Consider the following 20,938-nt stretch of genomic DNA (forward strand, 5'->3'; position numbering starts at 1 on the left):
TGGCATTAGCTATATGAAAAGTTACATCCACCACTTAGACGAATGGCTCCGGCGCAGAATTCGACAGATCATTTGGAAACGTTGGAAGAAGATCAGGACGAAATACAAAAGCCTTGTTCAACTTAACGTGCCCAAACAAAAAGCGTGGGAATGGGCAAATACACGAAAAGGCTACTGGCGTATCGCCTGTAGCTACATCCTACATCGGGCAATAACTAATAAAATACTCGAACAGACAGGTCTTAAAAATCTTACCTGTCTGTTCGAGCGTGCACACTTAAACTATTGAACCGCCGTATACGGAACCGTACGTACGGTGGTGTGAGAGGTCGGAGAAATTATCTCCTCCTACTCGATCAATGAATAATTAATCAGAGCAGGCATTGCAGGACAGTGATGCCTGCGCTTTTTTTTCTTATTCTCTAGCTATATAGTGAGAAGTGTTTCTGCGGTCGCGTTGAACGATATTTTTCCTCGAAGGTCGATATTTCTCGATAACGAGCGATATATTTTCACGAAGGACGATATTTCTCGATAACGAGCGATATATTTTCATGAAGGACGATAAATCAGGAAAGCATCATTCAGCTGAGCACGTCATTTCCGATTCAACTCTTCCCACTCTGAACGCAGAATGCCCATGATCAGCCGATCGTATGACTTCCCGTCCCGAAGTACAGCATCTCGCATTCTTCCTTCGTGCTGAAACCCAACTTTCTCATAGGCATGGATAGCCCAAGCATTGTATTCAATCACATCCAGACTGACACGGTTTAAATTCAATTCATGGAAAGCGTAGTGCAGGATCACTTTTAGGGCATCTGTTCCATAACCTTTATTGCGATTCTTAGCTTCGCCAATTCCAATGGCCAAGAATGAACTGACCCCCTGAAGTTGGACGAATAAAATTCAACTTTAGGGGGTTTTACTATGACCAAATACTCCAATGATTTTAAGATGAAGGTGATTAGTGAGTACCTCATGGGGATGGGGAGCATCTCCTTGTGCCGTAAGTATCAGATTCGGTCTCATCAAACGCTCTTGAATTGGGTGCATCGCTACCAGACAAACGGCAGTGCAGGAATTAAAAATTTGGATGAACGTCCGGAATATACCTGCAATTTTAAGCTGAACGTATTAAAGTGGATGAAGGAGAACCATTCATCACTCGAACGTGCTGCCCTTCATTTCAAAATCTCTTCACCGTCAACGATTTATCAGTGGGATCGGCGGTTTGAATCAATGGGTGTGGATGGATTAAAAACCAAGCGAGGTCGTCCACCTATGGGGAAACATGAGCATACCAAGCGTATAGCCAAGAAGAACGACAAGTCGAAAAATGTTGATCAGCCGGAACAGGAGCGGATTAAGGATCTTGAACTAGAAAACGAACTTCTTCGGATTGAGAACGAATACTTAAAAAAATTAGATGCCTTAGTTCATCAGAGAGAGCAACGCGAACGGAACAAACGCAAGTAGTTACTGAACTAAGGCAGAATCACTCTCTGACTCATATTTTACAAGTGGTGCCGTTGCCTAAGAGTATCTATTACTATCAGCACAATCAGCTTCAGCACTCACAACACGAAAACGATGATCGGATCACTGCTGAAATCATGAATGTGAAGCACGATCATCCTGCCTACGGCTATCGGCGTGTCACCCTGGCTCTGCAGCGTCACCATATCCTTGTCAATCACAAAAAGGTGCAACACATCATGAGCGCTGAAGGCCTTCAGTCAACGGCCTACACCCAACGAATCCGTAAGTACAATTCGTATAAAGGTATGGTTGGCAAAGTCGCTAAGAATCATTTGAAACGTCGGTTCATGACGGATCGGCCCTACCAAAAGCTTGTCTCTGACATTTCCGAATTTCGTTGGGGGCATCAAACAACCAACGAACGTCTTTATCTTGAACCTGTTATGGATCTTTATTCTGATGAGATTTTATCCTTTAATATAAGTGATCATCCGACAGTAGCGTTTGCGTTAAAACCGCTTCATGAGGCTCTCGAACGCCTGCCGGAACATCACTATCGCACGTACGTTCATACGGATCAGGGCTTCCAGTACCAAAATTATCTTTGGCGCAAGGAACTTAAATCGCATCATGTGTGTCAGAGTATGTCTCGAAAGGCGACTTGTCTGGACAATGCCCAAATGGAGAGTTTTTTCCACCTCATGAAAGCTGAAACCGTAGCCTCACACCACTATCAGACAAGTGAAGAGTTAGAAGCGGCTATGCGTGTATGGATGAAGTACTATAATGAATGTAGGATCAAAGAAAAACTCGGTGGTCAAAGTCCGATTGACTATCGGATTTCAACCACCGAGCAAGCAGCTTAAAACTATGTCCAACTTTTGGGGTTCACATCAGAATCCGGCACGGTTATTCCATTCAATACTAAAGAGGGCGACAAAACCAATTAATTCATCCTTTTCCAGTGTGCGTAATCTGAATTCCATAGTTCCAGATTCGTTAGCTTCTTCTGATTCTAACTGACTCTTTGATTTGGGGAGGGCAATGTCGGTATCCACATTCCTAAGATATTCCGAATCCTCAGACCATCTGGTCATGATGTCAACATCCTCGGGCCTAGAGGCGGCAAGCCTCACCAGACTTCCGTTAAAAAGGCTATCGCTCATAAAATTAACTCACTCCATTTTTAAAATTCGTGCCGCACAATCATCACTATTGAAACAATATCATAATTTCTGATGAGGGAAAACGTTCAGCTGGAAAAGGCCTGTTCATTATTTTCTTTATAGTACTGTGCCTGCGCTTGCCACAACGCATAGTACTGGCCTTTTTCATCTTGAATCAGTTCGTCGTGGCTTCCGCTCTGAATCATTTCTCCCTTGTCAAACACCAGAATGTTATCGCAGAAGCGGCAGGAGGAAAGCCGGTGCGAGATGTAGATCGCTGTTTTATTGCCGACGATCTCCTGAAACTTGGAGTAGATCTCAAATTCAGCGACCGGATCCAGTGCAGCGGTTGGTTCATCTAAAACAATGAATGGCGCATTCTTATAAAGTGCCCGGGCGATGGCGATTTTCTGTGCCTCGCCGCCGGAAATATCGACTCCGTCGGCATCAATTTTGTAGAGGGGGGTATCCAGCCCTCTCGGCATTTTCCGAATTCGGCTGCCGACCCCGGCCTCATTCAGACAGTCTATTGCGCGCTTCCGGTCATAAGCGATGTCTGCTGCGACATTCTGTCCTGCGGAGAAGGCGAAAAGCTGGAAGTCCTGAAAAACTACGGAGAACAAATTTAGGTATTCCTGATAGTCATACTTTTTAATATTGATTCCGTTAAGCAGAATTTCTCCCTCCTGGGGATCATAAAGCCGGCACAGCAGTTTGATAAAAGTCGTTTTCCCCGATCCGTTCCGGCCGACAACCGCGAGATGCTGCCCGATCTTCATTTTCAGCGACAGGTTTTTCAGGGCATACAGTTCAGAGCCCGGATATCTAAAGGACACATTTTTAAATTCAATTTCATAGTCGTTGTCACTCCGCTTCTCAACAGGAAGTGTCCCCTTATACTTTGGATTCGGAGTGTCAAGAAAATCAAAGTAAAGCTTCACGTAATCAAGGTTCTGCCAGCTATCAGTTGATGACTTAATCAATTCAGAGAAGCCGCTGGTGAACTGGCTGATGGCACCAACGTATTGAACCACTGAACCGATGCTGATCAGGCCGACCAGCGCTTTCATGCCAACAAACAGGTAGACAAAACCGCTGATCAGCGAAGAGATGGCGGCGTTAGTGCCGAGAAAACGCGCCTGCATTTTTGCCATTTCAATGCCGAACGTTTGAAGCGATTTACGTTGAAAGTCTTTATAGGCCTTGTCAATCAATTTCTGCTGCTGATAAATCCGGATATCTTTTCCACGATGATAATCCTGCATCATTTTGCCATAAAATGAAAAAGCCCGGTTGACGGATGGCACGTCACCCATCTTACGAAATACGGCTTTGCTGAATCGGGTGTTAGCCACCACTGAGTAGGTTGCTGAAAGAAGAATGAATCCGAGAAACAGCACAGCCAGCCATGGTGAATTAAAGAAAGAGCGGTTTCCGCTTGAAAAAGTCGTAAAAAGCGGGAATGCGAGCCCGATTGAGAAGATAACGGTGCCGAGGTTAGAAATCAACAGATCCGCCAGATCCGGTAACCGCCAGATCCCGCTGTATTTTACTTGAAAGGCTTCCTCAATCTTCTGTTTTTTTAGGTGAAAATCAGGTTTTTCAACGTTTTCATAGTCTGTATTAAGAATCAACTGGTCCATCTCAATTAAACCGTAATAAAGCAGACGATAGTTTCCGGTGTCTCTGATCCGTTCCATTCCTTTCTGCAAAAGAAAAACGATCAGATTCAACGAGACGGCCAGACTGACCAATAAAGTGAGACGAGGAACTGATTTTGCACCAAAAAGTTCATCAATGATCCGGGCTGTCAGATAGATGGTGATAAACGGGCTAAATGATTTCAGCAGGGCTCCAGCAACGGTTGCCGGCAGCAGGGATGGAATTTTCTGCTGAATCAGCCGCAGTCCGCGCCAAAGAACGTGTAGTTTATTTTTTATCGTTACGGTATAAGTGTTGCGGTGCATCAGCTTTCATCTCCCGCTGCTTTTTCTGTGACATGATCCTGATAGTAATGGCTCTGAATGTCAAATAGCTTGGCGTATTTTCCACCCTGGTTCATCAGTTCCTCATGTGTTCCGGATTCAGCAATCCTGCTGTCTGAGAGGAAAACAATCCGATCGCAGAAGCGGGTGCTGGACAGCCTGTGGGAAATAAAAAGCGAGGTTCGGCCAGACGCGAGCGTGCCGTAGCGCTGATAGAGCTCATTCTCGGCTATCGGATCAAGCGCGGCGGTTGGTTCGTCAAGAATCAGAACAGGCGATTCTTTGTACAGAGCGCGTGCGAGCAATAGTTTCTGCAGCTCGCCTCCTGAGAACTGTACAGCATCGTCATTCACTTCCTTGACCATCATGGCATTCATGCCGTCAGGCAGGCTATCTATTTTCTCTTTCAGTCCGGCAAGCTCCAGACAGTGGTTTACTTTATCTGTGTTCACTGGATGATCGAGCTGCGGCGCGATGTTACGGGCGATGGAAACGGGCAGGGTGTGAATATCCTGAAAAACGGCAGTGAACAAACGGTAATAGTCATCCCGGTTGAAGGAGGTCATGTCTTTTCCGTTGATCAGAATCCGCCCGGACGTCGGATGATAGAAACCGCAAAGGAGCTTGATCAAGGTTGTTTTTCCTGCCCCATTAAGCCCGACCAGTGCGATTTTCTCACCTGCGCGTATATGCAGGGTGACATCGTCAAGGACTTTTTTGTTTCCTCCGGGATAAGAGAATGAGACATGGTCAAATGTGATGGAGCAGGGCCAGCTTTCCTGATCAGGGAGCGGCGTGCCTTCACTCCTGTTGAACCGGTCCCGGATGTCCAGATAGCTGCGAACGTCACAGATTTCCAGACTCATGTGCTGAACCTTTGAGAACTGATCCGTCAGCCCGTTCAGCCAGATAGAAAATCCGGCGACTGTGCCGAAGTAGAGTGTGAAATCGGCGACAGTCATTCGTCCGTTCAGGACAAGAAACAGGAGATAAGCGTATGCGACACTGTCCCGGCAAAGCGCCATGATGCCCACTGTGCCATCGGACAAATAATGGCGCAGAGCGATGCGCCGCAGCCAGAGTGTGCGTTCTGTCATAAGCGTTTGGAATTGCCGGCCGAACCAGCGCGTCATCCGGTAAAGACGCAGATCTTTGCCGGCCGAAAAATCATCACATTTATCAATCAGATAGTCCAGTTTCTTTTCAATCGGTGTCCAGTCGTCTTTATGCGTATGCTCATAGTTTTGCGCATAATAAGAAAACAGAAAGCCGACCGCGGCGGTCATGAACAGAAAGACAATAATCAGCGGATTGAGCATGGCGAGTACACTGCCGTAAAAGACAATACCGAAGAGATTGGCGGCCAACAGGATCAGTGTTTTAATAATCGCTTCAGTTCCCTTGTTGTTGGAATTTGTCGCCTGATTCGCCTTTTCCAGTTTATTCTGCCCTTCCGGACTCTCCAGATTTTCATAATCGGTATCCATGTTTTTGCGAAACATCAGCATAATATAATGTATCCGATTTTCGATCACATTCCATGTGATCCAACCATCCAGAGATTGGCTGATAACGTTGCAGGCGATGATACCCAGTGTTGCCAGCCCGATCACTGCCGCAAAATGCCAGGGGCTTACTTTCACGGTCAGGCAGTCAATCACGAGTTTCGGCATCAGAATGCCGAGAAAAGGAAGGAAAACGAGCACGGGAATACGTACAACTGAAGCCAGAAACAATTTCTTGTTCCAGTGCCATAAATTTTTAAGAACATAGCCGATATTCTGGATTGTAGTATACGCGGGTTTTGTGAGCTTTTCTGTCCTCATTGGAACCAACTCCTTATGGTCTTACTGTACCATGCGAATCACTGGGTAAAAGAAAAAGTGCACGAACGGTCTTGATTCGTGCACGAACGGTTTTGCAACGGAAAAAATGGCAAGTCTTTGGGTGCGTAACAGCTCAATTTCCACCGTCTCGAGTTACAAGGGGAGCATCACTTCAGTCGCAAAGACGCCGGGTTCATTCTGGCGGTTGAGGTAGCCGCCGTATTTTTTGACCAGTGCGTCAATCCGTCTCAGACCGAATCCGTGCCCGCTGCCCTTTGTAGTAAGGTACTTCCCGGTTCTGATTTTTTTCAGTTCACCGGTGGAGTTGGTGACCGATATGTAGAGCTGTTGTTTGAATACACCGATGTAGATTCGGATGAATTGATCGTCGGATTGCGGCACTTGTTCGCATCCTTCCATGGCGTTGTCCAGGAGGTTGCCGATGATGCTGCACAGATCGTATTCATTGATCGTCAGCACAGAAGGAACCTGAGCTTTGGCATTCACCTTGATCTGATGATTTGCCATCAGGGAGAGTTTACTGTTAAGAATGGCGTCCAGATGGATATTGCCTGTTTTGATGACTGTATCGACTGTCTGCAGATCATTGTCCAGCATGTCCAGATAATCTTTCAGTTCGTCCAGCTGATTCATGGCCAGATGCGCTTTCATCACCTGAATATGGTTGTGGTAATCGTGACGCCAGCCGCGCATTTTCAGATAAATATTCTGAACTTCTTCATAATGTTTGATCAGGAGGGCATTTTGGTAACCGGCAATGCGCTTGTCAATGTGCCGGGAAATGATGGCGCGGATGCTCAGGTACAGTGTGCCAGTCAGCAGGATGGCGGAGAGAGGGAAAAGAAACAAATCGATCATCTTGCTGTGCCCCCTTTAAAAAAGTTGATGAAGGCCTGATTCGCTGCCTGATAACGGCGCCTGCTGACAGGTATATGGAAGCCGTTATCGAGGATCAATTCATTTTTTCCGAACCTGCAGATATAGCGTAACCCGACGATGTAAGAGCGGTGCGGACGAAAAAAGAGCACCGGATCAAGCTGCTTTTCCAGCTGCACCATATTCAAATTCGTTACAAAGTGCTGGTTCCCGGCTTGAATTTCAACTGAATGGGCGAATGCTTCAGCGCAGATTAGTTCATCCTGCCTGATTCGTAACGTCTCACCTTTTGTTTCTATAAGAACTGTTTTCGATTCAGTTTTCATTTTCTTTGAAACCTTATCTAGGCAGGCGAACAACTTCTCTTCTTTGACTGGCTTGATCAGGTAATGCAGTGCGGAAACGTCATACCCTTCGTCCATATAATCGGAGAATCCAGTGATAAAAATAATGGCGAGAGACGCGTCAGTTTTCCGTATCGTTCGTGCCAGTTCCATGCCGTTCAGTCCCGGCATCTGAATATCGAGCAGCAGTGCGTCGTAACCCTTATCTCCGCTCCATGAAAAAAGAAAGGACGGTGCATCAATAAATTTTTCAACGACAACGGGGTCGCTCTTGTGCTCCGCCCAGTTGTTCACGAGCGAAGCAAGGTAATCACGTTGCACTTGATCATCATCACAGATCGCGATTTTCATCATTGTCGGCCTCGGCTCAGGATTGATAAATCTATGATACATTTTAAGGATGAATCAGCCAAGAGGCATCCGATGGAGGTGAAGCTCAGCCCTTCGGCTGAATCTTCGGTTGACGCGTTAAAGAGTGAGCGATATGCTTCATTTAACTAGTATTGAGTATAAGAGAGGTGACAGTATGTTTCGCTATCATCGGGAACTTCCCGAATCTGTTTATTATGACAAACGGCTTGAACCGATTGATGAGAAAATCTGCGCGCTTTTGAAGGAACGCAGATCAATCTGCGGAGGAAATCCTGGACGTCCCGGGGAAGCACTCTTGGAAAACTGGTCCAGGAAGTACGGCATTTATGAAAACCTGCTAAGCGCATTATTCTCAGAACTCAGAAATGAAGAAGAATTCAAACCGCGTGTTGAACCAAAAGGCTTTCGCAAATTTCTGCCGGTGATGCAGGGCGTGAAAAAAGAGGATCGCTTCTTTTATGTAACCTATATTCGACAATACGACAATGCGAGCGTGCTCACATTGAATCGCCGCCAACTGGTGAAAGAATGGGCTCCTTTCAAACCGGGGATGGAAGACCCTGGCTTTTTGGAACTTGATCTGGGAATCCAGGGGTATGATTGTCGTTCTGACGCGGGATCGGGCAGCGACGGAGAATTCAACATGGACTTTATCATTTCTCCGGCACTTCCTGATGATTATAAGGAATTGGACTTAACTTTTACAGAGTATGAGCGGTTGCCTGAGAAAAAAGCGACGGGAAATGTGGTCCTTATTCATCTCAAAAACAGGGAATAATAAAGAACAGTCTTGATGGTTCAGAGGCTGAAAGACTTATTTCCCGTTTTGCAGACATTTCCACATCATCTGACACGAAGTTTATTTTGATTTCGTGTTAAAGTTTAATTGTGTGCCATGACCTGGAGGAATTTCTTTATGAGCGGTTTAGTTCATTTGCTGAATAATTATGGATACATCACGGTTTTCCTATCGCTGATGCTGGAACTGATTCTAATACCCATCCCAAATGAGGCGCTTCTGAGCTACGTGGGCATCCTGTCGTTCCATGGGAAGATGAATCTTGTTTTTTCCCTTCTTTCTGCAGGGGCGGGAGGAATGGTTGGTGTCACGGTTTCCTATTGGATCGGATATAAACTTGGTGCTCCGTTTTTTAGGAAATTTGGCCATTATATCCATATGGGTCCTGAAAAAATGGAAAGGTTGTCAAAGTGGTACGGGCGCTACGGGAAAGTGCTTCTGATCTTTTCATATTTTGTTCCGGGAATACGTCATGTGGCTAGTATTATTTCAGGAGTGATCCGTCTCCCGTTCCGTTCATTTGCCCTCTTTTCTTATATTGGCGTGTTTCTCTGGACAGGCACGTTCATTTCACTGGGCTATTTGCTCGGACCGGAGTGGGACAAGTATCAGGGCATCATCAAAAGGTGGTTGGTGGTCGCCAGCATTATTATTGGCATCTTTGTCCTTGGTTATATCATCTTTAAAGCGAACAGGCAGTATATTAAAGAATCCGCCCTGCTTCTCTTTCAAGCTGTTTTTAAACGATATAAAAGTTTTGTAAGAATAAAAGTATATATTTTTTTGGTTCTGGTTTCATTTGTCTCTCTTTTTACTTTAATGATCGGAATGGTTCAGGATTTCATAAGCGATGAATTTGACTCATTTGACACTGTATCACGGACAATCATTTCCTCGCTCTTTAATTCTAATTGGCGAGAATTGATGAATGCATTCCTTATGTTCTCCTCATGGATCCCATGCGCAGTGGTCTCCCTGGTTACCGTCGCTGTCATCCTCATGAATCATACAAACAAATGGCTTGAGATGCTTTTCTTTGCCATCACACTGAGCGGAAGTTTTCTGTTTTCGGGAGTTGTTCATTGGCTGTTCCGATTTTTACTGAGTGGGAAGTATATCAGCCCGGATTTTCCCTATGAACCATCCTTTATTTTAATCGTTTTTTATGGCTTTTTTCTGTTGATGCTGATCCGCCATCAGAAAAACTATCTTTTTGGCGCGTTGCTGTTTTGTCTGTTCCTTGTCTTCTTGCTGACGTATGCTGTCTGTGGCATATATGTCGGCAATGTCAATCCTAGCGATTTAATGGCGGGATACGTTTTCGGAGCAGTCTGGCTGAGCGGGATGATTCTGTCTCTTGAACTGTTTCGGCTTGTGTCCTTGAGTAAGGAAAACCTTAAAGGCGACTATGTGATTAAATCCGAATAAGGAGCGGGGCAAAGACTATGTCAATTTACGATTATACATTTGAAAGACTGACCGGAAATAAATCAGAATCGTTAATAGATTATAAGGGGAAAGTGCTTCTCATTGCCAACACAGCCAGTAAATGCGGATTTACGCCTCAATATGAAGGCCTTGAGTCTCTTTATGAGAAATACAAGGATCAGGGCTTTTGTGTTCTGGGGTTCCCTAGCGACAGCTTTCTCAAACAGGAATTTTCTGAGAGTGAGAAAACAGCAGAGTTCTGTAAAATAAATTACGGCGTCACCTTTCCGCTCTTTAAAAAAAGCAAAATGAAAGGGAAAGAAATGAATCCTTTATTCAAGGAGCTTCTTGAGATGTCCGGCGCGAAAAAAATTACCTGGAATTTCAACAAATTCCTTGTTAATCGCCAGGGAGATGCCATCAGTTATTACGGCTCAAGAGTTGAACCCAAAGATCTTGAGAAAGAAATATCAGTTCTTATAAAAACCGATTGAGAATCTTAAGAGATGGTGCATTCATGAAAGTTGTTTTCCGTTCGTTTGTTCTGATAAAATGAACTCATGTTTTCACCGGTTGGTTCGGGTTGGCATTTCATCCGATTAAGCGGTTACTTTTAGTGTCTTCAATACGAATCAAAAGCAAAGAGGGTGAAAGAATGTTAAAGTACACGATTCTGGGCGCAGGAGCAATGGGTGTACGATATGGGGTTCTGCTCCAGGAAGCGGGCTTCCAGGTAGATTATGTGGATGCTTGGAGTGAGCAGGTTGACGCCATCAAAAAGCAGGGCGGAATATACGTATCACGGGACGGCCAGAATCGTCATCTGGTTCCGGTAAACATTTTTACTCCAGAAGATTATGATGGAGATCCGGATGTTTATATTGTCTTCACAAAACAGATGCTGCTGGCTGACTTTTTGAAACGCAGTGCCCATTTCTTTAAGGAGCATCAGTATGTGGTTACAGGAATGAACGGAATGGGCCACATTGAAAAGCTGAACCAGTATTTTGACAAGAGTAAGGTGATTGGCGGAACCGCGCTTATTGGAACGGTTTTGAATAAAGCGGGCGATGTTGACTTTATCGGCAAGAAGGGCGCGGGTTCGATGAACATGGCGAATCAAACCGAGCAGCCGGATGTCACCACGCATCAGATCGTCGAAGATTTCACGAAGGCAAACCTTAATCCGACACTGACTACAAATTTCCAGGGAACACTGATGGCTAAGGTTATTTTCAATTCTGTAATTAATACTTTATGCACGCTTTTTGAGATTCAAATGGGGCAGTTTATCTCTTATCCGAATGCAGAAAAGCTGGGGAAACAGCTGATCAATGAGGCCTATGATGTCTGTGAGCGTGCGGGCATCCAGTTGCTCAGCACAAGGCAGGAAGAATGGGAAACGATCCAGCATGTGAGTGAGGTGACCAACCCTCTCCATTACCCGTCCATGTATCAAGATATGTCCAAAGGCCGGCTGACGGAAGTGGACTATATCAATGGTTATATTTATGATCTGGGTAAAAAGTATAATTATGAAGCGTCAACCCATGATTTTTTACGAAATTTAGTCCACCTGGCCGAGCATACAAGGCAGTATAGAAATTAATCGCTCTTTTATTAAAACTTAAGATGAAAAGTTAAACAGATCACTTTCTGAAGGAAGCAAAAAGTGATCTGTTTGTATTGATTGGATATTCAGCCTGGGAGAAACAGCCTGAAATAAAGAGGAAGCGGGGATTCAGTTCGGGACACAATAAAAATGGCTCTTTCTTGATTGATGATTCCTGCGCCTCTTTGCTAGCCTGTCAGGTTTTATGAAGGTGTCTGTGAAAAATTTAATAAAGAGTATAAAATAAAATAAATGCCGGACGATGTCAAGCCTTAATGTTATTTTAATACATGGAATCTATAAACGAGGTGCGTTATGAGTAAATATTGGAATGAACGCGTACATAATCTTGACCCTTATGTCCCAGGGGAACAGCCGAAAGACAGACGCTACATCAAGTTAAATACCAATGAGAATCCGTATCCTCCTGCGCCAGGCGTGCTTCAGGCAATTAAAGACGCTGCAGATGACCAGTTGCGCCTGTATCCCGATCCGAATGAGGACGAACTGAGAGCGGCGCTGGCCGCGCACTATAATATACAAAGTGACAATATCTTTGTCGGTAACGGATCGGATGAAGTGCTTGCTTTCAGCTTTATGACCTTTTTTTCGCCAGACCGTCCGGTCATGTTCGCCGATATTACTTATAGTTTTTATAAAGTGTTTGCCAATCTCTGTGAGCTGCAGCCAGCGATTATTCCATTAAACGACAACTTTGAGATTCCTGTGGAAGCCTTCTGTGAACAAAGCGGAGGGGCTGTGATTCCTAATCCGAATGCGCCGACTGGGCGGGAGATACCTGTTCAGGCGATCAGAAAAATTCTGGAGGCGGATCCTGACCGCGTCGTTATCATTGACGAGGCGTACGTGAATTTCGGCGGTGAAACGGTGATTCCTCTGATTAAGGACTATCCGAACTTATTAGTGGTTCATACGCTTTCCAAGTATAGCGCCCTTGCCGGAATACGAGTCGGTTATGCGTTTGGAGACCCGGGACTCATCCAGGGTCTCAATCGGTTGAAAAATTCGATCAACTCGTATACGATTGACCGCCTTGCCCTGGCCGGGGCCAAAGCAGCGATTGAAGAGGATGATTACTACAGTCAGATGGCGCAGCGCGTGATCCGGACGCGGGAGAATACAGTGAAAAGCCTTGATGAAATGGGCTTTTCCATAATTCCTTCAAGAGCCAACTTTATTTTCATCACACATCCCGATTATCCGGCCGAAGATCTATTTCACAAACTAAGAACAAGAGGGATTCTCGTTCGCTATTTTAGTCAATCGCGTATTTCAGATTATTTGCGTGTATCCATAGGCACTGATGAAGAAATGAAGCAGTTTGTTCAAACGATGCGGGAACTGTTAGGTTGAAATTCGCTGGCTGAAATTCGTGATAAATGAACAGTAAAAAATCAGGATGACGGACCATCCTGATTTTTTCCATAGCGACGGTTAAACGCCTTGTTCCAGCCGTGTCAGCATCTGATCACGAAACGCGGGATCGGATTTGTTCCAGATGACTTCCATCAGGACACCGAGCCCTGGGAGCATTTTCTCTTCCCCGTTATGGATGGCGTCGACGATCGTCTCCTGAAGTTCATTTTTCTTGTTGCCGTGTAAGTTGTGCAGCACTGCGCGGCGAATATCCAGATCCATAATTAATTGCGCCCCTTTCTTTAAGCAATCTATTCAGGCGATATGGTATAGTATGGATTAAAAGCGAATGGTTATGTACGGCAGAGAATGAAGGGGTTCTTTTTTTGAGACGAATGGTATCGATGCAAAATGAGAAAGTGAAATTATGGAAAAAGCTGAAAATCAGAAAGTGGCGGGAAAGAGAACAGATGTATCTTCTGGAAGGGCCGCATCTCGTACAGGAGGCGGCACTCTCGGCGCGCCATCTGCTGACGGCGGTCCTGATTGATGAGGCCTTCCATCTTCCGGCGGGCTGGCCGCTTGGCGATGTGGAAGTGTATCAGGTCACGCATAAAATTTTTACTGAACTGTCACAGACTGAAACACCTCAGGGAATCATCGGCGTTTGCAAAATGGTTCAGCCGGCGATCACTATTCATCGGGGACGCTATTTGTTGATTGACGGCGTCCAGGATCCAGGCAATCTTGGCACGCTGATTCGAACAGCGGATGCCTTCGGGCTCGATGCTGTGTTTCTGGGAGGCGGCTGCGCTGACGGATACAATGGAAAAACACTGCGATCAGCCCAAGGTTCCCATTTTCATCTTCCTGTGCTCCATCGCAATCTTTTTGATGTTGTGGCCGAGATGAAAAAGAATCATATCACGGTTTTCGGCTCGTCACTTCAGGCGAAAAACATGAGGAAAACAGAGGGTGGTAAAAAGGACTTCGCACTGATTGTCGGCAATGAAGGCAATGGCGCGCAGCATGAACTGCTTGCAGAAACCGATGAGGAAATTAAAATACCGATGGCCGGCCATGCTGAATCGATGAACGTTGCTGTGGCGGCGGGGATCCTTTTATACTGGCTGAACGAGGAAGAACTTGCAACTCAGGAATAAAATGCCTATACTAATAGGTACCGATTGGAAAAGTTTGTGCGTAACATATACGTTTATTCATCGAAGATCTTTTCCCGGATATTTTGAACTTTAAGAAAAAGCTGAGATGGAGAGCAGTATCTTTATTCCACCGCCCAGGGAGAACGCGTCACTGACTGAAAGCGCATTTGCGGGACGGGTAAAGTGAATTCACTCTGGAGCTGCCGCTTAAACACTGATGGTTCAGTATATAGAGTGCGCCGGCTGATCGCCGTTATCCGATTTTGAGTGGGCATTGGTTTATTCATTGTCAACAAGGGTGGTACCGCGACGCTTCGTCCCTTTCATGGGATGGGGCGTTTTTGATTACACGGAAATTAAAGAACAGAAGGGATGAAACAAAAAATGCTGAAGGAAAAGCTGCTGGAATTGCGGGAAAAAGCGCTGGAAAATGTGAAGTCCGCGGACGATCTGAAAAAGCTTCAGGACATCCGCGTGAATTTTCTAGGGAAAAAAGGTCCGATTACGGAAGTACTGAAAGGTATGGGCAAGCTGACCAAGGAGGAGCGCCCTGTCATCGGTCAGCTGGCGAATGATGTCAGAAACGCGATTGGAACCTTGATTGAAGAGAAAAGGGCTGAGATTGAGGCCAGACTGCTCGAAAGGAAACTGGAAAGCGAAAAAATTGATGTCACGCTTCCGGGAAGAAAAGTGCAGACGGGCAGTCATCATTTGCTGGCATCAGTCATACGGGAAGTGGAAGACCTCTTTATCGGACTCGGTTTCTCCGTTGCTGAAGGTCCTGAAGTTGAAGAGGATTACTACAACTTTGAAGCGCTGAACCTTCCGAAAGACCACCCGGCGCGTGACATGCAGGATTCTTTTTATATTACAGAAGATATTCTGATGAGGACGCACACGTCGCCGATGCAGGCGAGAACGCTGGAAGCTCACAAGGGCAAAGGGCCGGTTAAAATTATTTGTCCCGGAAAGGTTTATCGCCGCGATAATGATGATGCGACACATTCGCATCAGTTTATGCAAATTGAAGGTCTCTGCGTTGACAAGAATATCAGGCTGAGCGATCTGAAGGGTGTTCTGACGGTTTTTGCCAAGCATATGTTTGGCGCCGAACGTGAAATCCGCCTGCGGCCAAGCTTCTTCCCTTTCACCGAACCGTCCGTCGAAATGGATATCTCCTGTTTCAGATGCGGCGGACATGGATGCTCCGTCTGCAAGGGAACCGGGTGGATTGAAATTCTGGGCGCCGGCATGGTGCATCCGAATGTGCTGCGTATGTCCGGTTTTGATCCGTCCGTTTATACCGGGTTCGCTTTTGGCATGGGACCGGAACGGATCGCGATGCTCAAGTACGGCATTGAAGACATCAGGCATTTTTACACGGATGACATCCGTTTCCTGAAACAATTCGATCGGGCATAAGAGAGGGGAAAAAGATATGCTGGTTTCTTATAAATGGTTAAAAGATTATGTGGATCTGGACGGAGTGACACCTGAAGAGCTGGCGGACCAGATTACGAACGCTGGAATTGAAGTGGAGCATCTGAGTTATCCGGGTGAAGGATTAAAAGGAATTGTGATCGGGAAAGTTTTAACGTGCGAACCTCACCCCGACTCGGATCACCTGCACGTATGCCAGGTTGATCTTGGGTCGGAAACGGTACAGATTGTCTGCGGCGCGCCGAATGTCGCAGCCGGTCAGAAGGTTCCGGTTGCAACGAATGGTGCCAGAATCGCGGGCAATGTCAAAATCAGGCGGTCCAAATTCCGGGGCGTGGAATCGAACGGTATGCTGTGTGCGCTGAGCGAATTAGGCGTCGACAAAGCACTGGCACCCTATGAGGACGGCATTTATGTGTTCGACGACGATGTACGGGTCGGACAGGATGCTTTGCCTTATCTGAATTTAGATGATGCGATTCTTGATCTCGACATATTGGTCAGCAGCGCGCATTGCATGAATATGATTGGCGTCGCTCATGAAGTAGCCGCCATCTTAAACCGCCCTGTTCACATTCCGGTTCCTGATCCTCACGAAACAGATGAATACGCTGCGGAAAAGGTCAGTGTGACAGTCGGAGCCGGAGAGAAGGTGCCCTATTATGGCGCAAGGCTGATTGAAGGCATCAGGATCGCTCCGTCGCCGCGCTGGATGCAGCTGCGTCTGATCGCGGCGGGTGTCCGCCCGATCAGCAACGTCGTGGATATTTCTAACTACGTGATGCTTGAGTACGGCCAGCCGCTGCACACTTTTGACTTTGGTACATTCGGTTCGGACCGGGTACTTGTTCGCTTTGCAGGGCAGAATGAGACGATGAAAACTCTGGACGGCCAGGAGCGGAAACTGACGATTGAAGACATCGTGATCACAAATGGCAAAGAAGCCGTTGCTGTCGCAGGAGTCATGGGTGGGGAAAGTTCAGAGATTACTGGATCAACAGGTAAAGTTCTGCTTGAATCAGCGGTTTTTGATCCGATTTCTATCCGGAAAACCGCGGCGCGCCTACAGATGAGGACAGATGCCAGCAGCCGTTATGAAAAAGGGATTGACCGCAATCGTGTGACGCAGGCATCAGACAGGGCGGCCGAGCTTCTTACAAAATATGCTTATGCCCGTGTCCTGAAAGGAATTGTGGAACAGGGTGAGCGGACGGTACCAGAAACAGTAATCACGCTGCCGTGGCAGAAAATAAACCGGGTACTGGGTGCGGATCTTTCTCTTGACGTCATCAGGGGCATACTCACACGCCTCGGATTCAAAGTTGATAAAAAAGGAGAAACAATTCGGGTGACGGTGCCTGCAAGGCGCTTCGATGTCTCCATCCCTGAGGATCTGGTTGAAGAGGTCGGACGAATTTACGGCTATGATCATATCCCCGCAACGCTTCCCGAGGGAGAAGCGATTAAAGCGAGCCTGACTCAGTATCAGGAGCTGACGAGACGGACGGAGCTGCTGATGGAAAGCGCCGGCCTGACTCAGGCATACACTTATTCTTTGACAACGGATGAACATGCCGCAGCCTATGCGGTTCATCCCTCATCTGAAAAACCAGTGAAGGTGCTCTCTCCAATGAGTGAAGAACACGCCGTCCTCCGCCAGAGTATTGTCCCCCAGCTGATCGATGTTGTCAGCTACCACCTGAATCGTCAGATGCCGGATACGGCCCTTTATGAAATCGGCAAAGTATTCATTCCGAAGGCCGGGAGTCCCCGTCCCGAAGAAGAAGAGCACCTTGCCGGGGCGATTGCGGGCAGCCGATCTGAGCGGAATTGGGAGGGTGAAGCACTCCCAGTTGATTTCTTTACGGTCAAAGGCATCGTCGAAAAAGTATTTGATTCCCTGTCGCTTTCTGACCGGATCGACTACCTTCCCGCAAAACGGGCGGGACTGCATCCGGGACAGACTGCCGATATTCTATTTGACGGGAAAGTGATCGGCTATCTCGGGGCGCTTCACCCAGCCGTACAGAAAGAAGCAGATCTGAATGAAACGTTTGTCTTTGAAATAGCCATTGAACCGCTGCTGCGCGGCGAGCAGGCACCGATCATCTATCATGGACAGCCCCGCTTCCCATCAACGACCCGCGATATTGCTCTTGTCGTGAAACGGTCCGTACAGGCGGCAGATCTCTATAAAGTGATTAAGGAAAATGGCGAACCGCTGCTGCAGTCAGTGAACTTGTTTGATATTTATGAAGGCAGCCACGTCGCAGAAGATGAGAAATCGATGGCTTTCTCGCTGACCTATTTCGATCCAGAACGCACGCTGACCGATGACGAGGTCAGTGCGATTCATGAAAAAATTCTTGAGGCCTGTGAAAAGGAATGCGGCGCAGAACTGCGCGGCTGATCAATCTTTTGAATAGCAACGGAACCGGTGCGGCTGGATGACCAACTGCACCGGTTCTTTTTTGGTGGAGGCGCGCGTGTCTCTTTGATCCGGTCAGAAATGAAGAGGCAAAACCGATGAAGTATTAAGATAGCGGTAAGGACTGCCTCTTCTATATCCTTATTATTTTTGATATGATTAAGAAAATGATGTCGAATCCGTTCTGAGATATTTTTTTGCCATGGGAAAAGTTAAGAATGATTGGCATGGTTCGTTTTTCGCTGAACAGCGAATGATGCCGTTGAAAGGAAAGATGGGATAAAAAATGTTGCTCAATATAATCATTTTAGTGCTTCTCGCTTCAGGTTTTTTTATGGGATTTAAGCGGGGGCTGGTTCTGCAGCTCGTGCATCTGGCCGGGTTTGTTATCGCTTATATCGTGGCATTTATGTATTACAAACAGCTGACGCCGACAATCAAGCTTTGGGTGCCATTCCCGACATCGGCGGCGCAAAGCGGCACATTCAGTTTTCTCGGCCATCTTGATTTGCAGTCGGCCTATTATCAGGCGATCGCTTTTCTAATTCTGTTTATTGCAACCAAGATTGTCCTTACGATCATCGGTCATATGCTTGATTTTCTCGCGGAATTGCCTCTGATCCGATCCGTGAACCATCTGGCCGGCGGTTTGTTCGGCTTTGTGGAATTCTATTTGGTCGTTTTTATCCTGCTCTATGTTGGAGCATTAACACCGATCAGCGGGCTTCAGTCATCCATTGACGGCTCATCACTGGCTCAGTCGATTATTGGCAGTACACCCGTATTTTCTAAAATGTTGCATCAAATGTGGGTCGCGATCGCATTTGTCCGCTAACAGCCTCTTTGAGCTAATCTCTCTCCGTTCATCTGGAAAAGAGTGATAAATATGAATAAAAAACAGATTATCGATCAACTGGACAGGATTGCCCTTTATTTGGAAATCCGTGGTGACAATCCTTTTAAAATTGCCGCTTACCGTCGTGCCGGTCAGGCACTGGAAACGGATCAACGCTCGGTTGCCGGCATTGATGATTTCAGTAAAATCAAGGGCATCGGCCGCGCGACGGCTGATGTTATTAAAGATTTAATGATGACCGGCGAGTCTTCTGTACTACGCGAGCTGCAGAAAGAGATTCCGTCCGGACTGCTTGAGCTTGTGAAAATTCAGGGGCTTGGCGGAAAGAAAATTGGCAAGCTCTACCAGGCGCTGAATGTGACCGATCTCGCGTCACTGAGGGAGGCGTGTGAGGGGGAGCAAGTCCGCGGGCTTCCCGGATTTGGCGAAAAAACCGAAGAAAAATTGCTGGAAACCATTAAAAAATTAAACCAGCGTCCGGAGCAGCTGCCCATTCCTTATATGCTCGGTTTAGCTGAAAAAATTGAATCAGCGCTTCAATCCGAGCAAACGATTAAGCGCTTTTCGCGTGCCGGAAGTCTCCGCCGGGCAAAAGAGTCTATGAAAGATCTGGATTTTGTCATCGAGACGGATGATCCGGAAAATACTGCGGACAGGATTATCGAGCTTCTACCTGTTTCTGAAGTGACCGGGCGAGGCGATGCAAAAATGACCGTGGTGCTTGATGATCCTTATCATGTGTCCGTCGATTTTCGCTTTGCGGCCCCGGAAGCTTATGTGACCACGCTTCATCATTTTACGGGTTCCAAAGAACATAATATATTGCTTCGCCATCTGGCAAAGGAGCACGGCGAAAAAATCAGCGAGTATGGCGTAGAGGCGGAGAACAAGCCGGTCCGTACTTTCTCAACTGAGGAGGAACTTTACGGTCACTTCGGGCTCAGCAAAATTCCTCCGGAGGTGCGCGAAGGAACGGATGAAGTCGAGAAGGCAAAATCAGGGCTCCTTGGGCTGATCCGGCTGTCCGATATTAAAGGCGATCTGCACATGCACTCCACCTGGAGCGACGGGTCGTATACGGTCCAGGAAATGGCGGAAGCAATGAGAGCAAGGGGCTATGCCTACGCATGCCTCACCGATCACTCCAAATCGCTGCGTGTGGCGTCAGGGCTTTCTGAGGAGCGTCTGCTGATGCAGCTTAAAGAAGTAGCACGTGTCAATGCGCTGTACGAGGATTTTACGCTTTTTTCCGGCGTGGAAATGGACATCCTTCCAGACGGTTCCCTGGACTATTCAGATGACATTCTGAAAAAATTGGATTTCGTGATCGCATCGATTCATTTTTCTTTTTCCCAGAGCACGGATCAGATCATGAAGCGTCTGGAAAGCGCGTGCCGAAACCCGTATGTACGGCTGATCGCTCACCCGACAGGGAGACTGCTCGGCAAGCGAAGCGGCTATCCGGTCAATTTAGACCGCTTGATTCAGCTGGCGAAAGAAACCGGAACGGCGCTGGAATTAAATAGCAACCGCAACAGGCTTGACCTGTCATCGGAACGCGTGCGCAAGGCTCAGGAAGCCGGTGTGAGAATTGCCATCGATACCGACAGCCATTCCAAAAAAATGATGGAAGACATGTCGATTGGCGTTCAGACGGCGGTGCGCGGATGGATCCGTGCAGAAAACGTTCTGAATACAATGACTGTGGAACAATTCACCACTTTTTTGCGGGCAGGAAAGAAACCATTTTAAACGAATCATCT

General features: G+C 46.8%; 17 protein-coding genes and 2 pseudogenes. 12 read left to right on the forward strand and 7 right to left on the reverse strand.

The features are described 5' to 3' along the window. Positions 1-289, forward strand: a 289-nt coding sequence (locus E4665_RS03370) for a group II intron maturase-specific domain-containing protein (RefSeq protein WP_338325994.1), incomplete at its 5' end; no start/stop codon positions are given. A gap of 308 nt (positions 290-597) precedes the next feature. Here E4665_RS03370 and E4665_RS03375 read toward each other — a convergent pair. Then, positions 598-903 (reverse strand): annotated as a pseudogene (locus tag E4665_RS03375) (GNAT family N-acetyltransferase); the annotation flags it as partial. Positions 904-930: 27 nt separating this feature from the next. Between E4665_RS03375 and E4665_RS03385 the strand changes: the two are divergent. Further along, positions 931-2,348 (forward strand): annotated as a pseudogene (locus E4665_RS03385) (IS3 family transposase). 27 nt (positions 2,349-2,375) lie between these two features. On the opposite strand, the gene E4665_RS03390 reads toward E4665_RS03385, so the two are convergent. From E4665_RS03390 to E4665_RS03410, 5 genes are all read right to left on the reverse strand, one after another. Then, positions 2,376-2,579, reverse strand: a complete 204-nt coding sequence (locus E4665_RS03390; RefSeq protein ID WP_135347413.1) for a hypothetical protein — start codon at positions 2,577-2,579, stop codon at positions 2,376-2,378. 155 nt (positions 2,580-2,734) lie between these two features. Further along, entirely contained in the window at positions 2,735-4,615 is a 1,881-nt protein-coding gene (locus E4665_RS03395; protein WP_135347414.1) for an ABC transporter ATP-binding protein, read from the reverse strand. Beyond that, a complete protein-coding gene (locus E4665_RS03400; RefSeq protein ID WP_135347415.1) occupies positions 4,615-6,459 on the reverse strand; it encodes an ABC transporter ATP-binding protein in 1,845 nt (614 codons plus the stop codon). Before E4665_RS03400 ends, E4665_RS03395 begins: the two co-directional genes overlap by 1 nt. Positions 6,460-6,612: 153 nt before the next feature. After that, positions 6,613-7,338: a sensor histidine kinase gene (locus E4665_RS03405; RefSeq protein ID WP_206663549.1), complete on the reverse strand. Its 726-nt coding sequence runs from the start codon at positions 7,336-7,338 to the stop codon at positions 6,613-6,615. Beyond that, positions 7,335-8,051: a LytR/AlgR family response regulator transcription factor gene (locus tag E4665_RS03410; RefSeq protein ID WP_167815099.1), complete on the reverse strand. Its 717-nt coding sequence runs from the start codon at positions 8,049-8,051 to the stop codon at positions 7,335-7,337. Before E4665_RS03410 ends, E4665_RS03405 begins: the two co-directional genes overlap by 4 nt. A 175-nt stretch (positions 8,052-8,226) precedes the next feature. Here E4665_RS03410 and E4665_RS03415 point away from each other — a divergent pair, with 175 nt between their 5' ends. The 5 genes from E4665_RS03415 to hisC all read left to right on the forward strand — a co-directional run bounded on the left by E4665_RS03415 (position 8,227) and on the right by hisC (position 13,285). Then, complete coding sequence (locus E4665_RS03415; RefSeq protein WP_135347417.1) at positions 8,227-8,850, forward strand: hypothetical protein; 624 nt, start codon at positions 8,227-8,229, stop codon at positions 8,848-8,850. Positions 8,851-8,988: 138 nt separating this feature from the next. Next, positions 8,989-10,299: a VTT domain-containing protein gene (locus E4665_RS03420; RefSeq protein WP_135347418.1), complete on the forward strand. Its 1,311-nt coding sequence runs from the start codon at positions 8,989-8,991 to the stop codon at positions 10,297-10,299. Between the two features lie 17 nt (positions 10,300-10,316). Next, positions 10,317-10,793 (forward strand): glutathione peroxidase, encoded by a 477-nt coding sequence (locus tag E4665_RS03425; protein ID WP_135347419.1) that lies wholly within the window; start codon positions 10,317-10,319, stop codon positions 10,791-10,793. 161 nt (positions 10,794-10,954) lie between these two features. Continuing rightward, entirely contained in the window at positions 10,955-11,908 is a 954-nt protein-coding gene (locus tag E4665_RS03430; RefSeq protein WP_135347420.1) for a ketopantoate reductase family protein, read from the forward strand. A gap of 318 nt (positions 11,909-12,226) precedes the next feature. Then, positions 12,227-13,285 (forward strand): histidinol-phosphate transaminase, encoded by a 1,059-nt coding sequence (hisC, locus tag E4665_RS03435; protein ID WP_135347421.1) that lies wholly within the window; start codon positions 12,227-12,229, stop codon positions 13,283-13,285. A gap of 81 nt (positions 13,286-13,366) precedes the next feature. On the opposite strand, the gene sspI is transcribed toward hisC, so the two are convergent. Beyond that, positions 13,367-13,570, reverse strand: a complete 204-nt coding sequence (gene sspI / locus E4665_RS03440; RefSeq protein ID WP_135347422.1) for a small acid-soluble spore protein SspI — start codon at positions 13,568-13,570, stop codon at positions 13,367-13,369. Positions 13,571-13,683: 113 nt separating this feature from the next. Here sspI and E4665_RS03445 point away from each other — a divergent pair, with 113 nt between their 5' ends. The 5 genes from E4665_RS03445 to polX all read left to right on the forward strand — a co-directional run bounded on the left by E4665_RS03445 (position 13,684) and on the right by polX (position 20,927). Next, positions 13,684-14,451, forward strand: coding sequence for a TrmH family RNA methyltransferase (locus E4665_RS03445; RefSeq protein ID WP_135347647.1), 768 nt, complete (start codon positions 13,684-13,686; stop codon positions 14,449-14,451). Positions 14,452-14,838: 387 nt separating this feature from the next. Continuing rightward, entirely contained in the window at positions 14,839-15,873 is a 1,035-nt protein-coding gene (gene pheS / locus E4665_RS03450) for a phenylalanine--tRNA ligase subunit alpha (protein ID WP_135347648.1), read from the forward strand. Positions 15,874-15,889: 16 nt separating this feature from the next. After that, positions 15,890-18,301, forward strand: coding sequence for a phenylalanine--tRNA ligase subunit beta (gene pheT, locus E4665_RS03455; protein ID WP_135347423.1), 2,412 nt, complete (start codon positions 15,890-15,892; stop codon positions 18,299-18,301). A 307-nt stretch (positions 18,302-18,608) separates the two neighbouring features. Next, positions 18,609-19,154 carry a CvpA family protein gene (locus E4665_RS03460; protein ID WP_135347649.1) on the forward strand — a complete coding sequence of 182 codons (546 nt, stop codon included), beginning with the start codon at positions 18,609-18,611 and terminating at the stop codon, positions 19,152-19,154. A gap of 51 nt (positions 19,155-19,205) precedes the next feature. After that, complete coding sequence (gene polX, locus E4665_RS03465) at positions 19,206-20,927, forward strand: DNA polymerase/3'-5' exonuclease PolX (RefSeq protein WP_135347424.1); 1,722 nt, start codon at positions 19,206-19,208, stop codon at positions 20,925-20,927. Positions 20,928-20,938: the final 11 nt, after the last annotated feature.

The sequence above is a fragment of the Sporolactobacillus shoreae genome (assembly GCF_004684935.1).
Lineage (GTDB): Bacteria > Bacillota > Bacilli > Bacillales > Sporolactobacillaceae > Sporolactobacillus > Sporolactobacillus shoreae.

Excerpts from the sequence above, each read along its gene's own strand:
- E4665_RS03390 (WP_135347413.1), bottom strand. The coding sequence starts at position 2,579 with ATGACCAGATGGTCTGAGGATTCGGAATATCTTAGGAATGTGGATACC.
- E4665_RS03395 (WP_135347414.1), bottom strand. The coding sequence starts at position 4,615 with ATGCACCGCAACACTTATACCGTAACGATAAAAAATAAACTACACGTT.
- E4665_RS03400 (WP_135347415.1), bottom strand. The coding sequence starts at position 6,459 with ATGAGGACAGAAAAGCTCACAAAACCCGCGTATACTACAATCCAGAAT.
- E4665_RS03405 (WP_206663549.1), bottom strand. The coding sequence starts at position 7,338 with ATGATCGATTTGTTTCTTTTCCCTCTCTCCGCCATCCTGCTGACTGGC.
- E4665_RS03410 (WP_167815099.1), bottom strand. The coding sequence starts at position 8,051 with ATGAAAATCGCGATCTGTGATGATGATCAAGTGCAACGTGATTACCTT.
- E4665_RS03415 (WP_135347417.1), top strand. The coding sequence starts at position 8,227 with ATGTTTCGCTATCATCGGGAACTTCCCGAATCTGTTTATTATGACAAA.
- E4665_RS03420 (WP_135347418.1), top strand. The coding sequence starts at position 8,989 with ATGAGCGGTTTAGTTCATTTGCTGAATAATTATGGATACATCACGGTT.
- E4665_RS03425 (WP_135347419.1), top strand. The coding sequence starts at position 10,317 with ATGTCAATTTACGATTATACATTTGAAAGACTGACCGGAAATAAATCA.
- E4665_RS03430 (WP_135347420.1), top strand. The coding sequence starts at position 10,955 with ATGTTAAAGTACACGATTCTGGGCGCAGGAGCAATGGGTGTACGATAT.
- hisC (WP_135347421.1), top strand. The coding sequence starts at position 12,227 with ATGAGTAAATATTGGAATGAACGCGTACATAATCTTGACCCTTATGTC.
- sspI (WP_135347422.1), bottom strand. The coding sequence starts at position 13,570 with ATGGATCTGGATATTCGCCGCGCAGTGCTGCACAACTTACACGGCAAC.
- E4665_RS03445 (WP_135347647.1), top strand. The coding sequence starts at position 13,684 with ATGGTATCGATGCAAAATGAGAAAGTGAAATTATGGAAAAAGCTGAAA.
- pheT (WP_135347423.1), top strand. The coding sequence starts at position 15,890 with ATGCTGGTTTCTTATAAATGGTTAAAAGATTATGTGGATCTGGACGGA.
- polX (WP_135347424.1), top strand. The coding sequence starts at position 19,206 with ATGAATAAAAAACAGATTATCGATCAACTGGACAGGATTGCCCTTTAT.